Consider the following 15,035-nt stretch of genomic DNA (forward strand, 5'->3'; position numbering starts at 1 on the left):
TAAAAAATAACCGCAAATTTCTGAGCGAATTTGCGGTTATTCTATTTTAAGAAAGTTCTACTAGATTTCAGACCCGAATGTTTTTTTTTATAGTTTTATTTTTTGTCCAAATTCTTTTTCGGTTGTGATCACCTGTCCCTCGTATTTTAAAGTCCAACCCAATTGACTTGTTGTGATTAATAGTTTAGACAACTCGCTGATCAATCGGTTTTGAGCATTTGTTTTTAAACTTGATTTCTCAATTTTCTTAGCCAGATTTGCTTTAACAGATTTGTTTATTTTATTGTAATCATCGCCTGTAAACGGATTCAACTTACTTTGTTCTACATCATAAAACTGAATATCCGGACTGATTTTGATTTCTTCTTTGGGAATACTCACAATTGTAATTGTTTTGTTGATAGAGTCGATGTCGTACTTCATAAGATGTAAATCATAGGCCACAGTAACATCCGCATTAACAACAACTAAGGCTTTTTTCTCAAAAGAAAGCATGTCCATTAAATATTTCTGTTGGTTTTTATATGTTATCACTTCAGAGAAATGCCCTTCAGTAACAACCAACTTGCCCACGTTAAGAATTTGCTGCTGAATGAGATTGGTATTATAGGTAATATCTTGATCCTCATTTTTCTTAAAATCGCAATATTTAAATAATAAAAAGACACCAATAATAATTCCGATTCCGATAAGTATTCTTTTGAGCATAATTAAAATTTCATGAATGAATATTGATTTTCTAAGATAGTTATTTTTTCCTTAAGTCTTGTCTCAAATTTAATATGACTTTCAGATTTGGGGTTGAATGGCTTGTGAGCAAGACTTTTTTGGATCGCTTCTACCTCATCAATCAGAGTGTGAGCCGTTTCAGAAATGGTAGTTTCTTTAAAGCGTTGCCAAATATAATCGACAGCTAGAGTATTAGGGTGCAACATATCGTCAGCATAAAACCGATAATCTCGAAGCTCGTCCATCATGATCTCATACGAAGGAAAGTAAGCCCCCTCCGCCCCCGAAGGGGGAACTTGCAAAACAGTGTGCAATGCAGAAATTAAATTGGCTTTGCTCCTTTGGTTTTCAACAAAACCGTCTTTGATGTGTCTTACTGGTGAAACTGTAAAAATAAGCTTGCAATCAAGGTTTAGAGTACGAATTAAATCCCCTGTTTTTGTTAAACTTTCTTGTATTGCTGCAACAGTTAGCAACTCTTTATGAAACTGTTTTTGTGGTACCTTATGACAATTTGCCACGATGGCTTGGCTTTCTATATTGCGATACACCCATGAGGTTCCGTAGGTGATTATGATATGCGTTGATTCGATTATTTGTCGCTTTGTTGCTGTAACAATCTCATTCAAGTTATCCAGTAATTCGTGTTTATCAGCATTACTCCAATCTGAATGTACATCAAAACAATGCCAACGTTCGTTATGAAAAAAAACATCTTCTACTGTAAATTTCTTTTCGGAAACAGCAAAATATATGAGTTTTTCAATTGCCAAAGGATGAAACAATATCCCAAAAGGATTACAGGTGTTTTGAAATTTAAAAAGATCAAGTTTTTCGGCCATGTTTACTGCAAAACAAGAACCCATTGACATGATTTTAGAATTGTAATCAATAGGATATTTATTGTTAGGAATGGGAATTTCGGTTCTGAATTGCATGGAATTGTATTTGGAACAAATTTCAACAATTTTAGCGAATTAAATGAGATTTTGTTCTTTATTCCTGATTCATGACAATAAAAAAACCCTTTCAAAATTTAAACTTTGAAAGGGTTTTTTTGAGTTATTTTATCCTAATAAAAATATTCCACTTTCAAATACCCCACGAATCCATTTGCTAAAGGCGTAGATTCAGAAACCCTTTCTTTAGGATAATTTTCTAAATCATAGGTAAATGCGTTTTTATATGTTGTCGCAGAAGATGTAATTTGGCTGTTTATTGTAGTACTTGTAATTACTGTACTTATAACGTTATTATTGATTGAAATTTTTTCATTTTGATTTAATAATTCTTTGAACCCTACAATGTTAAAAAACGGATTTTTCTTTGCATCATAATCAAAACTAATACTATACTTAGATTCTACTCCCGCTAGAGAATTGTCATAAATACGCTCTTCTTTGATTAAATTACCATTAGAAAGTAGTAACGTTCCGTGATAGTCTTTAACCTCAACATTTCCTGAACCTAGCGTAAATTTTTCAAAGGAAACTGTTTTATCCGCATTATGGGTATACTTTATTTTGTAATTTCCTTTAGAAAAAACGCTCACTAATTTTCCTTTTAGATAGCTGTATTCAATAGTTTCAAGAAGTTGGTTTGTTTTATTGAGGTTCATCATTTTAGAAATTAAACCATCGGTGTATGTAAAGTCTGTGCGTTCCTGAGTGCCATCAATACTAACTATCTGGCTCCCATTATAAGCATATACATACGTTTGCGTATTTCCTCTTGCCGTTGTTTCTATTACTTTTTGAAGTAATTTAAAACTATTGTCAGCATCATTTGTACATGAAACCACTGTTAAAACAAGAACAAAGAAGAATAAACGAAACAGTTTTTTATTTTTCATAATTAATCAATTCAACCTTTTATTTTTGGAACAAAGTTAAAATATAAAGAGTCACAAATAATTGTAACACAAAAGCTCTAGCTAGGTTACTAAATTCAGTTCTAAAAAAGACCTTTAAATTGGATTTATTTCATTTCTAGATTAGAACAACTCTATTCCTGTAAAAACAAACCCTTTTTTAATATTGTCAAAAAGGGTTTGTGTATTAATTTTAAATATTTGTTTAGCCTAAAAACGTTATTGCCGTGTCTAATGCTTGTTGGATTCCGTTTGCATTCTTTCCTTTTCCAGAAGCAAAAAACGGTTGTCCGCCACCATTTCCATCAATTAATTTTCCCAATTCTCTAATTACAGTTCCTGCATTTAATGCTTTTTCTGCAACCAATTCTTTAGAAATGTAGCAATGGATATTAGGTGTATTATCTTCAATTGAAGCTAAAAAAACAAATGAATTTGGTTTAGCTGTTCCAATGGCTTGCGCCAAATCTTTGGTCGAACTCATAGATAAATCTACTTGCTTTGCCAAAAAGTTAACACCGTTTACCTCATGAAAATCAGCGACTAAAACATTCTTTAATCCGTCGATTTTCTCTTTCAATAATTGCTCAATTTGTTTTTTTAACTTCGCATTATCGTCTTGCAATGAAGCTACCGACTTTAAAACATCTTGTGGATTTTTCAACGTTTCTTTGATTTCAGCCAAAGTATTTTCTTGATTTTGATAGAAATTTTTCACTGCATCACCCGTAATGGCTTCAACTCTTCGAATTCCTGCTGCAACTGCACCTTCAGAAATGATTTTGAAATGCCAGATTTCAGCTGTGTTTTTTACGTGAATTCCACCACAAAGTTCTTTGCTTTCGCCAAATTCTATCATTCGAACTGAATCTCCGTATTTTTCTCCAAATAGAGCCATTGCACCTTTGTCCAATGCTTCTTTTATTGGGATATTACGGTGTTCTACCAATTGCAACTGCGCTTCAATTTGTGCATTCACACTTGCCTCTACTTGACGTAATTCCTCATCTGAAACTTTAGAAAAATGCGAAAAGTCAAAACGCAAATAGTTTGGATTTACTAAGGATCCTTTTTGCTCGACGTGCGTTCCTAAAATACTTCTCAAAGCCAAATGCATCAAGTGCGTGGCCGAGTGATTCTTAGAAGTTGACGTTCTTAAATCCGTATTTACTTTTGCCGTAAAACCTGCTTCTATATTTTCTGGAAGCTGCTTTGCAAAATGCAATATCAAATTATTTTCTTTTTTTGTATCAATGATATCAATCGTTTCGTTAGCAGAAACTAGTATTCCTTTATCACCTACTTGTCCTCCACCTTCTGGATAAAAAGGTGTATTGTCTAAAACGATCTGATATAAAATTCCGTCTTTTTTAGAATCCACTTTACGAATACGAGTAATTTTCACTTCGTTTTCTGTTTGATCATAACCTACGAATGTTTCTACATTTCCAGGAATTAAAACCGACCAATCTTCGGTTGAAACTTCAGATGCAGCACGCGAACGCGCTTTTTGTTTTTGCAGTTCAACTTCAAAATCTGTTTCGTTGTAGGTGTATCCTTTTTCTTTTAAAATCAAAGCAGTCAAATCTTTTGGAAAACCGAATGTATCGTACAATTCAAATACTTTTGCTCCTGAAACTTCATTTCCTGATGTTTCCGCAACCACTTTGTCTAACAATTGCAATCCTTGGTCTAAGGTTCGTAAAAACGAAGCTTCTTCCTCGCGAATTACATTGGTAACCAACTGTTGTTGTGCTTTAATCTCTGGGAAAAACTCACCCATTTGATTTGCCAAAACGGCTACCAGTTTATTGATAAAAGGTTCTTTGGTATCCAAAAATGTAAATCCGTAACGAATAGCACGACGCAAAATTCTACGAATTACATAACCCGCTCCTGTGTTTGACGGCAATTGTCCGTCAGCAATAGCAAATGCTACGGCACGCACGTGATCCACAATAACGCGAATGGCAATATTAGTTTTATTCTGTTCCTCTGAAATGTTTTTCACTTCATCAGATGTATATTTAAACCCTGTAATTTGTTCTACTTTCTCAATAAGTGGTGTAAAAACATCAGTGTCATAATTAGATGTTTTGCCTTGCAAAGCCATACACAAACGCTCAAATCCCATTCCGGTATCTACGTGCTGCGCCGGAAGTTTTTCAAGAGATCCATCGGCTTTACGGTTGAACTCCATGAATACATTGTTCCAGATTTCAACTACTTGTGGGTGGTCATTGTTTACTAGACTTTTCCCTGAAACCAAAGCCTTTTCGGCATCGGTTCGCAAATCAACGTGTATCTCAGAGCATGGTCCACACGGTCCTTGATCTCCCATTTCCCAGAAGTTGTCTTTCTTGTTTCCAAGAATGATTCGGTCTTCATCAATTAATGTTTTCCAGATATCCCAAGCTTCTTGATCAAAAGGCACATTATCTTCTTTGCTACCTTCAAAAACAGAAACGTATAAGTTTTCTTTTGGGATTTTATAGACCTCTGTTAATAATTGCCAAGCCCAATTGATAGCTTCTTTCTTGAAATAATCACCAAAAGACCAGTTTCCAAGCATTTCAAACATGGTGTGGTGGTACGTATCAAAACCTACATCTTCGAGATCGTTATGTTTTCCTGATACGCGCAAGCATTTTTGAGTATCGGCTATTCGATTATTTTTTGGAGTTCCGTTTCCTAAAAAAAACTCTTTGAACTGAGCCATTCCAGAATTATTAAACATCAAGGTGGGATCATCCTTCAGGACAATAGGTGCTGATGGAACAATTAAATGCCCATTTGAGGCGAAAAATTCTAAAAATTGCTTGCGTACGTCTTGTGATGTCATTGATTTGATTTAAATATTTAAAGATTGCTAAGAATTGAATTTTTCAATCTTTTAATCTTTCACTCTTTTTTGCCCCAGATAGTAGTGGAAAGCTATGCATTTTTGCCAACTATTTTTTCTAGAACTTGCAGAGCGACCGTAGGAAGCTCCTGCTGGATCCAAAGAAAAAAAGAGGGCAAAAAGGTAAACTTGCAACGAATAGCTGGATCAGGCACCTAATTTATTTATTCTTAAAAAAAGACGGTAACAAATGAAACATTTCTTAAATTTGTTCGTCTAACCCATTATAGTGTGCAAAAATAGGGTATTTTAAAATATGTCGAAAGTAAAATATTATTACGATTCTGAAAATCTGGCCTACAGGAAAATAAAAACCCGAAAAAGAAGAAAATTTGGTGTCATTATTCTGTTTATACTAGCTGCCGCGTTGTTTGGTTTTTTGAGTTTTATCATTTTATTGAACACACCATTTTTTGAAACACCAAAAGACCGATTGCAAGCCCGAGAGATTGAAAATTTAAAATTAAATTATGCCATTCTCAATAAAAAAATGGATCAGGTGAACGGTGCGCTTGACGCAATAGAAGAACGTGACAACAATGTTTATAGGGTGTATTTTAACAAAACTGCAATCCCAGACTCCATTAGGAAAGCTGGTTTTCAGGGTAAAAATAGATATGAATTGCTAGAAGGTTATGATAATTCACAATTAGTCATCAATACCACCAAAAGGATTGATGTTATGAGTAAACAATTAGCCATTCAATCAAAATCACTTGACGAAATTTTAAAATTAGCCGAAGCTAAAAGTGAATTTTTGTCAGCTATTCCTGCTATTCAACCGGTACGAAATGAGAATTTAAAACACATGGCATCTGGTTTTGGATACCGAACAGATCCTTTTACAAAAGCTCGTAAAATGCATGAAGGCATGGATTTTACAGCCAAAAGTGGAACACCAATTTATGCTACTGGTGATGGTGTTGTGGCAAAAGCGGACAACACGGCATCAGGCTACGGAAATCATATTGTAATTCGGCACGGATTTGGATATGAAACTTTATACGCACACTTGAGCAAGTACAATACAAGAGCAGGACAGCGTGTAAAAAGAGGTGACATTATAGGTTATGTAGGAAGTACTGGTCGATCAGAAGCTCCCCACTTGCATTATGAGGTTTTGAAAGATAAAAAGGTAGTGAACCCACTTAATTTTTATTACGGAAACATCTCGGCGGTTGAATATGTAGCTATTTCACAATTAGCGAATCAAGAAAACCAGTCGCTGGATTAACATAGTGAAATGTGAAAAGTGAGATGAGAAAGATGAAAATTCACTGGACAACAAAAGTTAGAATTACAAAAATTAGAAAATAGATAAAAATGCACATTGAGCTTTCAAAAGACAAACGATACTATAGCATAGGCGAAGTAGCCAAAGCTTTTGATGTTAATGCATCACTCATTCGGTTTTGGGATAGTGAGTTTGATATTTTAAAGCCAAAGAAAAATGCGAAGGGTAATCGAATGTTTACGCCTGAGGATATTACTAATTTGCAATTGATTTATCACCTTGTCAAAGAAAGAGGATTTACATTAGAAGGCGCTAAGACCCATTTGAAAGAAGGCCAAAAGAAAACTTTGGATAAATTTGAAATTATAAGAAAGTTAGAAGCGATACGAACGCAATTAAGCAACATAAAAAACGAACTTTAAAATAAACCTCACCCGTGTGAGAAAAACTAAATAACTAAATTTTAAACACTAAATTAAACAAACATGAGAAGATTTTTGCCTTGGATTATAGTAGCAGTTGTAATTTTTGTAATGTACAGCTGGGTTAAAGGAATCAACAACACTGCCGTAACTTTAAATCAAGATGTAGAACAGTCTTGGGGTGATGTACAAACTGCTTATCAAAGAAGAAATGACCTTATAGGCAACTTAGTAAACACTGTAAAAGGAGCCGCTGATTTTGAAAAAAGCACATTGACGGCTGTAATTGAAGCGCGCTCTAAAGCAACTTCAGTAAAAATTGATCCAGCCAATATTACACCTGAGCAATTAGCTGAATTTAACAAAGCTCAAAGCGGAGTAAGCAGCTCTTTATCAAGATTATTAGTTTCTGTTGAAGCATATCCTGAATTGAAAGCTAATCAAAACTTCTTGAAATTACAAGATGAGTTAGCAAGTACTGAAAATCAAATTTTAACAGCAAGAACACGTTTTAATGAAGCTGTTAAGCCTTACAACTCTCATATTAAAACATTCCCAAACAGTCTTTTTGCAGGTCTTTTTGGTTTTAAAGAGAAAACCTATTTTACTGCTGTTGAAGGAGCTGAAAAACCTGTTGAAGTAAAATTCTAAACCTTATTTTTTATTTTGAATGACGATTTTTGATTACTACTAGCAAACTAGTGGGATTGAAAATCGTTATTTTTCACTCAAAACTATTTCCGATGTCAAAAGTAGAAGATTTTTTAACCAAAGAAGAGGAACAAGAAATTGTAACAGCTATTTGTAATGCTGAAAAAAACACTTCGGGCGAGATTAGAGTTCACATCGAAAAAACCACCACTATGGATCATTTTGATCGTGCTATGGAAGTTTTTAACGAACTTAAAATGGATGCAACTGAACTCCAAAATGGTGTTTTGATCTATCTAGCGGTTGAAGATCGTAATTTTGTCATTTGCGGTGATAAAGGAATCAATGATGCTGTGAAAAGTGATTTTTGGGACAGTACTCGTGATGTAATGGTAGCCCACTTCAAAAAAGGAAATTTTAAACAAGGACTTATTGATGGCATTACAAGTGCTGGGCAACAATTGCAACACTATTTCCCTTGGCAAGAAGGAGATACAAATGAATTATCAAACGAAATATCTAGAGGATAATGGTAGTACAAAAAAAGAATGCCTTGTTGTATCTAAAACTATTTGTCACTTTATTTTTCGCACAAATAAGCTTTGCACAATTTACAATTCCTGAAAAACCAACTTTTCAAACTTCAGTATATGATTATGCTAAGGTTTTAAGCGATAGCGAAAAAGCACAGCTTGAGGAAAAATTAGTCAAATATGCTGACTCTACCACTACTCAAATTGTGGTTATTACCATTGAAAGCCTTAAGGGCGAAGACATAGGGATTCTAACTCCTAAATGGGGGCAAACTTGGGGAATTGGAGGCACTGCACAAAATGATAATGGTGTTCTTATTTTATTAGCTAAAGCGGAACGAAAAATATGGATCTCAGCAGGATACGGTCTTGAAGATCGATTGACAGCTGGAATTGGCGGTGAAATTACTCGAAACATCATTATTCCCGAATTTAAAGCCGGAAGTTATTACAATGGACTTGATAAAGGAACTGATGCACTTTTTGATGTTTTTAAGGGAAAATACAAAGGGAAACGCGTAGAGAAATCAAAAGAAAAAAAATTCCCCATTATACCCATTATTGTGATTATAGTAGTTATCATCGTACTAGCTTCCCGAAATAAAGGCGGTGGTGGCAACTCTGGAAATCGCGGCGGTGGCTTTGGCCCTAGCCTTATGGATGTCATCATACTTAGCAGTCTTGGCCGTGGTGGCGGAGGCGGAGGTTTTGGTGGTGGTTCTTCTGGAGGAGGATTTGGCGGAGGCGGATTCGGTGGTGGATTTGGCGGAGGCGGTTTTTCTGGAGGAGGATCTGGAGGCGACTGGTAAAACACATACATTAATTAAAAGCTGCAAATGCAGCTTTTTTTGTTTCTAAACAGCACTTTACGATAGTTTATTACTGTTTAAAAGGCAACACCTCTGTTGAAAAATTAAATATCTTTTTAATTAAATTAGTAGTAATAATTTTATCTTTGAATAAAAAACTAAATTTTAAATAATGAAAAAATTAAAATTATCGCATGGTATTGCAATCCTAATGTTGTGCATTGGATTTCAAGGTTACTCCCAATTTAGCGGTTGGAAAGAAAAAGTATTACAAGCAGGCGCTGCATTAGGATCCAAAAAAATGGGACTTGATCAAATACTAAAAAAACCAGAATCTATTACAACTTCATTTGAAGATGTAGATCAAACAGGATCAAAATTACCTGATTTACTGGTGGTCAAAAATGTACAACCTTTATATTTGTTACCAAAAGCTACTGAAGGCGGTTTTGTATTGTGCGATGGCTTTTATGAAATGAGTGCCAAAAGTTACTGTTTAAAAGCAGGTACCTTTGCCCCATCTCAAGGCGATGGGTACATGTACGCACCCACTCTAGGACCTAAGCAAGAAATTGTAACTACAATTTTAAAAAATGCCGAAAAACATCCTGAAATAAACCAACACGACATACAAGAATTATTATGGGCTATTATAGCTAGAGCCCGTTTTGCCGATTTCAGTGGACAACTAAAATTAACAGCTATCGCTCTTTTGAGTACAGCTGAATTAACGCAACTTGAAGGTGGTATGTTAGGGGTATTGCCTGCTAGCCTTATGAATCAAGCAAAATCAAAACTTCCTGAAGCGGTTCAAAATGTTTTTGAAGCCGAAAATAACATTCGACAAATGGTTGCTAATGGAAATTATACCTACGCCGAAATGGAAAAATACGCCATTATTGCGGGTATGGCACCTGTACGTACAGATATTCCAAGTGGGATTTGGACTTTACACCCAGATGGATACTACATTCGGTATTACCCGACTGGTTACGCTATAACCAAAGTACAAATTTATGTTCCAAAAACACTATTGGCTTCTGGAAAACGAATCGTTTATGATGCGACTAATGACATTGCCTGTCCGGCAAATGTAGGTTCACAACGACTAGCACAAACAAACGAACCGTTAAATCCAAATTACGCTATTAAGTTGAAAAGCAGCTGCAAATAATTTTGTAAAATACCCTTAACTCAAAAAAGGATAAAGCTGCTACAGGCTTCTTTATCCTTTTTTAATTTTAACGGTAAGCAATCTTATTAATGATAACAATCCTGAAGGTCTGAAAACTTCATCGTTTAAGTTGATTCGTTTAAAAAAACAAGTATCTTTAACCTCGTTTTTAAATACTAAAAAAAGCGTAATCCGAATACCAAATGCTTTCACAAAAAACCAAATATGCCCTCAAAGCACTGCTCTATCTAGCCGAGCAGGACGCAAGCCATATTTCTAAAACAATTGAAATTGCCGAGTCGGCTTCTATTCCAAAAAAGTTTTTGGAACAGATTTTATTGGATTTAAAAAGGGGTCATTTTGTGGGTAGCAAGCAAGGGAAATTTGGAGGTTATTATCTTCTAAAATCGGGAAATGACATCACGCTAGCTGACATACACCGCTTGTTTGACGGAGCTATTGCATTATTACCTTGTGCTTCTTTAAATTTTTATGAGCCTTGTTCAGACTGTAAAACAGAGTCTGAATGCAGCCTACGTCATGGTTTAATGCTTATTCGAGATGAGACGTTAAAGGCCATGCAAGGCATTACCATAGCCTCATTAGTCAAAAAATAAAAATTTTATTTTAAACTCTACTATTTTTATAGAATTTATATATATTTGCACCGAAATATTAATAGTAACTCTATTTAAAGCAAAATGAAAAAGATGCAAGTACAAAAATCCCTAGAAGTTCTCAAAAAATCAAACCCCAAATCTACTGCCTGTATGATGTGTATGTGTTAGAAATAAAAAAAATTATTTTAAAACTCTACTAATTACATATAAATACTAAAATGAAAAATATTTATCTAAAATTAAGCACAACTTTATTATTTTTTCTAGTTTTCTCCACTTCTTTTGCTCAAGTACTTCTTGAAGGAAAAGTAAAAGACGAACAAGATGCCCCAATTGAAGGTGTCAATATCGTTCTAAAAGGCACCACAAACACTACTACAACGCTAGCTGACGGAACTTTCAGTATCGAAGCAAAGTCACTTCCTTTCACGCTTATCGTGCAATATGCGGGCTATAATACCAAAGAAATTAAAATTACCGAATTACCTACCAACATAAAACCGCTGGAAATTATCATTTCATACGGAGAAGAAAAAGTACTCTCTGAAGTCGTGGTTACCTCTCGTAGGAGAATAGAAAAAGCACAAGATATCCCAATTGCTGTATCTGTAGTAACCGGAAAACAAGCCGAACAAGCAGGTGCTTTCAACGTAAATCGTGTGAAAGAATTGATTCCTTCGGTGCAATTGTATTCTTCTAATCCTAGAAATACGGGTATCAACATTAGAGGACTTGGTTCGCCCTATGGACTCACTAATGATGGTATTGATCCTGGTGTTGGTTTTTATGTTGATGGAGTATATTACTCGCGTCCAGCAGCCACCACTTTAGACTTTGTAGATATTGATCGAATCGAAGTATTGCGTGGACCACAAGGATCTCTTTTTGGTAAAAATACAACCTCAGGCGCTTTTAACATTACCACCAGAAAACCTAGTTTTACCTCTGGTGCTGATTTTGAAGTAAGCTACGGAAATTACGGTTTCCTTCAAGCTAAAACATCCATTACAGGTGGATTGAGCAAAAAACTGGCTGGTCGAATCTCTTTCTCAGGAACACAAAGAGACGGATTAATTGATAATGTAGTGACTGGAAGAGCCACAAATACCTTAAACAATCAAGGAATTAGAGGCCAATTATTATACAATGCTACTGAAAATACAAACATTTTATTCGCAGCTGATATCACCACACAACGTCCTGATGGATATGCGCAAGTTATTGCTGGTGTAGCTCCAACAAAAAGGGCTGCTTACCGCCAATTTGACGCCATCATTGCCGATTTGAATTATCAACTCCCTAGCAGAAATGCTTTTGACCGAAAAATTGACCACGATACACCATGGCGCTCTGGACAAGATTTAGGTGGCGCATCGCTCAACGTAGATACTAAAATTGGTAAAGGAACCTTAACCTCAACTACAGCATGGCGTTTTTGGAACTGGGATCCTTCAAACGATAGAGATTTTACAGGACTTCAAGTTTTGGCTAAATCACAAAATCCAGCCAGACATACGCAGTTGACTCAAGAAATTCGCTATGCAGGACAAGTGTCTTCTAAATTAAGCGGAGTAATTGGTGCCTTTTTTATTGATCAAACTGTTAAGATTAGAGGAACGGAAGAATCTGGAAATGCACAATGGCGTTTTTCTCAATCGCCGGTAAACTACAACAATAACGGAGTTTCAACTCCTGTACCGCTTGCTAGATGGGCTGAGCCAGGATTGCTTGAAGGCTACGGAATACGCACCATTGCTGATATTCATGCTGTAAGTGCGGCTTTGTTTGGTCAATTAGATTGGCAAGTTACCGATAGATTGCACATTCTACCGGGCTTACGATACAATTATGACAAAAAGGAATCAAATTACGACCGTCAAACGTACGGTGGTTTACAAACCAACGACCCACAATTATTGGCAATAAAAAGAGCGGTGTACACCAACCAAACTTTCTCTGCTAACAAAGACAAGTTTGACTTTTCAGGAAATATAACAGTGAATTATAAAGCAACTGATAAAATTAATGGCTACGCTACTTATGCTAAAAGTTACAAACCAGTGGGTGTAAACGTAGCCGGTTTGCCTACTCCTGCTGCAGGACAAACATTGGCTGATCTTGCTGTAATTAGACCTGAAGACGTAAATCACTATGAAATTGGAATAAAAACCTCTCCGTTCAAAAGAGCTATTTTAAACTTGACTCTGTACAATACGGACATCAAAGATTTCCAAACCAATGTGCAAGCAGCTGAATTAGGAGTTAATCGTGGTTACCTAGCCAATGCAGACAAAGTACGTGTAAGAGGTGCTGAAGTTGATGCTAGTTTTGTAATCAACGAGCATTTTGCCTTCAACGGGGCGTTGAGTTATACGGATGGTAAATATGTTAAATTCACTAATGCTCCACTACCACTCGAAGAAACAGGAGCTCCTGTGTCTTTCAAAGATGTGTCTGGAACTACTTTGCCTGGTGTTTCAAAATGGGCCGGAAGTTTGGGCGGAGAATATACCAAATCAGCTAAGTTTTTTAGCAACCTAGGTAAATTCTTTGTAGCAATTGACTCGTATGCACGTTCTGAATTTTCATCAAGTCCATCGGCTTCAAAATTCTTGGTGGTTCAAGGATATGCTATCTTTAATGGTCGTTTCGGATTTAGAGCAACCGAAGGATTATCTGTTAACTTTTGGGGTCGAAACTTATTGAACAAAGATTACTTTGAGCAATTATTACCAGCTGGCGGAAATTCTGGGCATTATGCTGGTGTTTTAGGCGACCAAAGAACCTACGGAATTACCTTGAAGTATTCGTTATAAACAGCAACTTAATCCTTTTATAATACAGCACCGCTACCACATAAGTTAGCGGTGCTTTTTTTTATAGGTAAAGAATTGAATCAACAAATACGTAACTGCTTTAAAATGGTTGACTTTGTATACCTTTGCAACCATTTTAAAACTAATGACTCATAAATTCCTTTTCTTTTGTACACTACTCTGTTTGGGGCTACAAGCACAAACCGTAAAAAAAGTTGACCATCAAAGTATTGTTTGGACACGCTACTACAACCAATTGCTGTTGAGTGAAAAATGGTCTTTACATTCTGAAATTGACAATAGAGTTTTCACAAAACCCGTTCAGCAAAACGTTTATGTGTTGCGTGTACAAGGACGTTACAGAATAAACAGCCATCTAGAAACAGGTGCTGGCTTGGCTCATTTTTCGGTAACTACGCAAATGCCCGAGATCAATCCCGACTTTAGAATTCCTGAATACCGCGGGCAACAAGACTTGACTTGGAGAATCAGCGGCAAAAAAATAGTACTCAATCAGCGTTTTCAGGTGGAGGAACGTTTTATTCACAATGCTAATTCCTCAGGATTACTACCCGGAAGTACTTTTTCATGGCGTTTTAGATACCGCTTGCAAGGGGATTATACCTTTTGGAAAAAAGAAAACCAAGCTGTAAAAGCCATTCTCTCTGACGAAATCATGTTCAATGCTGGGAAATCAACCCGTAAAAACACCTTTGACCAAAACAGAATTTACGCAGCGATTCATTTTCAAGCTAGCAAACATTTTTCGTACGAGTTAGGTTACCTCAACAGCTATCAAAGACGCCCTAGCGGTGTTGACTTTTTTGATCGTGATATTATCCGATTGAGTGTTTTTCATCGTTTGAATTGGAAAAATAAATCCTAAAAAAAATCCCGAATTTCTTCGGGAATATAGGTCGATGCTAGAACTCATAGCGGCTTGGCTACCGAGGTTTTTTCATTACTGCACAATGAAAATAGTAAAAACAAACGAACAATCTGCCGAAAACTAAATATGAGTTTTAGCATTTGCTAGCGGTTGTGTTTTTGATTACATCACTATTTTATCTGAAATAGTAACTTCCAAGTTTTTTTCTAATACTTGAATTGCATCTCTAGCATCCTCTATAGATTTAGTTTTATAAAAAGTTATGTGTTTATTTCCACTGTAAAATAAATTAAAATGAATTGTATCATTAATAATTTTGGTTGAAGTTCCTTCAAAAGATTTACTTTCCTTAGTTTTAATTACAGAAATTGATTCAATTTCTGGAT

General features: G+C 35.6%; 14 protein-coding genes. 9 read left to right on the plus strand and 5 right to left on the minus strand.

The window, feature by feature from the left end; translation table 11 throughout:
- Positions 1 to 87 precede the first annotated feature (87 nt).
- The 4 genes from DNC80_RS12715 to alaS all read right to left on the minus strand — a co-directional run bounded on the left by DNC80_RS12715 (position 88) and on the right by alaS (position 5,441).
- Positions 88 to 708, minus strand: a complete 621-nt coding sequence (locus DNC80_RS12715) for a DUF4230 domain-containing protein (RefSeq protein WP_182651553.1) — start codon at positions 706 to 708, stop codon at positions 88 to 90.
- A gap of 2 nt (positions 709 to 710) precedes the next feature.
- Positions 711 to 1,667, minus strand: a complete 957-nt coding sequence (locus DNC80_RS12720) for a GSCFA domain-containing protein (protein ID WP_182651554.1) — start codon at positions 1,665 to 1,667, stop codon at positions 711 to 713.
- 134 nt (positions 1,668 to 1,801) lie between these two features.
- Positions 1,802 to 2,581: a hypothetical protein gene (locus DNC80_RS12725; protein ID WP_182651555.1), complete on the minus strand. Its 780-nt coding sequence runs from the start codon at positions 2,579 to 2,581 to the stop codon at positions 1,802 to 1,804.
- A gap of 223 nt (positions 2,582 to 2,804) precedes the next feature.
- A complete protein-coding gene (alaS, locus tag DNC80_RS12730; protein ID WP_182651556.1) occupies positions 2,805 to 5,441 on the minus strand; it encodes an alanine--tRNA ligase in 2,637 nt (878 codons plus the stop codon).
- A gap of 316 nt (positions 5,442 to 5,757) precedes the next feature.
- Here alaS and DNC80_RS12735 point away from each other — a divergent pair, with 316 nt between their 5' ends.
- The 9 genes from DNC80_RS12735 (at position 5,758) to DNC80_RS12775 (ending at position 14,646) form a co-directional block, all read left to right on the plus strand.
- Entirely contained in the window at positions 5,758 to 6,735 is a 978-nt protein-coding gene (locus DNC80_RS12735; RefSeq protein WP_182651557.1) for a M23 family metallopeptidase, read from the plus strand.
- 89 nt (positions 6,736 to 6,824) lie between these two features.
- Positions 6,825 to 7,157, plus strand: coding sequence for a MerR family transcriptional regulator (locus DNC80_RS12740; RefSeq protein WP_182651558.1), 333 nt, complete (start codon positions 6,825 to 6,827; stop codon positions 7,155 to 7,157).
- A 63-nt stretch (positions 7,158 to 7,220) separates the two neighbouring features.
- Positions 7,221 to 7,808 carry a LemA family protein gene (locus tag DNC80_RS12745; protein ID WP_086454137.1) on the plus strand — a complete coding sequence of 196 codons (588 nt, stop codon included), beginning with the start codon at positions 7,221 to 7,223 and terminating at the stop codon, positions 7,806 to 7,808.
- 92 nt (positions 7,809 to 7,900) lie between these two features.
- The gene (locus DNC80_RS12750; protein WP_086454136.1) at positions 7,901 to 8,338 is read left to right on the plus strand and encodes a TPM domain-containing protein; all 438 of its coding nucleotides are present in this window, start codon (positions 7,901 to 7,903) and stop codon (positions 8,336 to 8,338) included.
- A complete protein-coding gene (locus tag DNC80_RS12755; protein ID WP_182651559.1) occupies positions 8,338 to 9,150 on the plus strand; it encodes a YgcG family protein in 813 nt (270 codons plus the stop codon). Before DNC80_RS12750 ends, DNC80_RS12755 begins: the two co-directional genes overlap by 1 nt.
- A gap of 172 nt (positions 9,151 to 9,322) precedes the next feature.
- The gene (locus DNC80_RS12760; protein ID WP_182651560.1) at positions 9,323 to 10,324 is read left to right on the plus strand and encodes a hypothetical protein; all 1,002 of its coding nucleotides are present in this window, start codon (positions 9,323 to 9,325) and stop codon (positions 10,322 to 10,324) included.
- Between the two features lie 203 nt (positions 10,325 to 10,527).
- Complete coding sequence (locus DNC80_RS12765) at positions 10,528 to 10,941, plus strand: Rrf2 family transcriptional regulator (protein ID WP_086455073.1); 414 nt, start codon at positions 10,528 to 10,530, stop codon at positions 10,939 to 10,941.
- A gap of 221 nt (positions 10,942 to 11,162) precedes the next feature.
- Positions 11,163 to 13,760: a TonB-dependent receptor gene (locus DNC80_RS12770; RefSeq protein WP_182651561.1), complete on the plus strand. Its 2,598-nt coding sequence runs from the start codon at positions 11,163 to 11,165 to the stop codon at positions 13,758 to 13,760.
- Between the two features lie 145 nt (positions 13,761 to 13,905).
- Positions 13,906 to 14,646 (plus strand): DUF2490 domain-containing protein, encoded by a 741-nt coding sequence (locus DNC80_RS12775; protein WP_182651562.1) that lies wholly within the window; start codon positions 13,906 to 13,908, stop codon positions 14,644 to 14,646.
- Between the two features lie 165 nt (positions 14,647 to 14,811).
- Here the strand turns inward: DNC80_RS12775 and DNC80_RS12780 are convergent.
- A partial coding sequence (locus DNC80_RS12780; protein WP_182651563.1) for a hypothetical protein occupies positions 14,812 to 15,035 on the minus strand: 224 nt, incomplete at its 5' end.

The sequence above is a fragment of the Flavobacterium sp. SOK18b genome (genome assembly GCF_014156605.1).
Classification (GTDB): domain Bacteria; phylum Bacteroidota; class Bacteroidia; order Flavobacteriales; family Flavobacteriaceae; genus Flavobacterium; species Flavobacterium tiangeerense.

Bases quoted from the DNA above. Each gene is read 5' to 3' on its own strand.
- DNC80_RS12735 (WP_182651557.1), top strand. From the start codon at position 5,758: ATGTCGAAAGTAAAATATTATTACGATTCTGAAAATCTGGCCTACAGG.
- DNC80_RS12775 (WP_182651562.1), top strand. From the start codon at position 13,906: ATGACTCATAAATTCCTTTTCTTTTGTACACTACTCTGTTTGGGGCTA.
- DNC80_RS12765 (WP_086455073.1), top strand. From the start codon at position 10,528: ATGCTTTCACAAAAAACCAAATATGCCCTCAAAGCACTGCTCTATCTA.
- DNC80_RS12725 (WP_182651555.1), bottom strand. From the start codon at position 2,581: ATGAAAAATAAAAAACTGTTTCGTTTATTCTTCTTTGTTCTTGTTTTA.
- DNC80_RS12740 (WP_182651558.1), top strand. From the start codon at position 6,825: ATGCACATTGAGCTTTCAAAAGACAAACGATACTATAGCATAGGCGAA.
- alaS (WP_182651556.1), bottom strand. From the start codon at position 5,441: ATGACATCACAAGACGTACGCAAGCAATTTTTAGAATTTTTCGCCTCA.
- DNC80_RS12715 (WP_182651553.1), bottom strand. From the start codon at position 708: ATGCTCAAAAGAATACTTATCGGAATCGGAATTATTATTGGTGTCTTT.
- DNC80_RS12745 (WP_086454137.1), top strand. From the start codon at position 7,221: ATGAGAAGATTTTTGCCTTGGATTATAGTAGCAGTTGTAATTTTTGTA.
- DNC80_RS12755 (WP_182651559.1), top strand. From the start codon at position 8,338: ATGGTAGTACAAAAAAAGAATGCCTTGTTGTATCTAAAACTATTTGTC.
- DNC80_RS12760 (WP_182651560.1), top strand. From the start codon at position 9,323: ATGAAAAAATTAAAATTATCGCATGGTATTGCAATCCTAATGTTGTGC.
- DNC80_RS12720 (WP_182651554.1), bottom strand. From the start codon at position 1,667: ATGCAATTCAGAACCGAAATTCCCATTCCTAACAATAAATATCCTATT.
- DNC80_RS12750 (WP_086454136.1), top strand. From the start codon at position 7,901: ATGTCAAAAGTAGAAGATTTTTTAACCAAAGAAGAGGAACAAGAAATT.
- DNC80_RS12770 (WP_182651561.1), top strand. From the start codon at position 11,163: ATGAAAAATATTTATCTAAAATTAAGCACAACTTTATTATTTTTTCTA.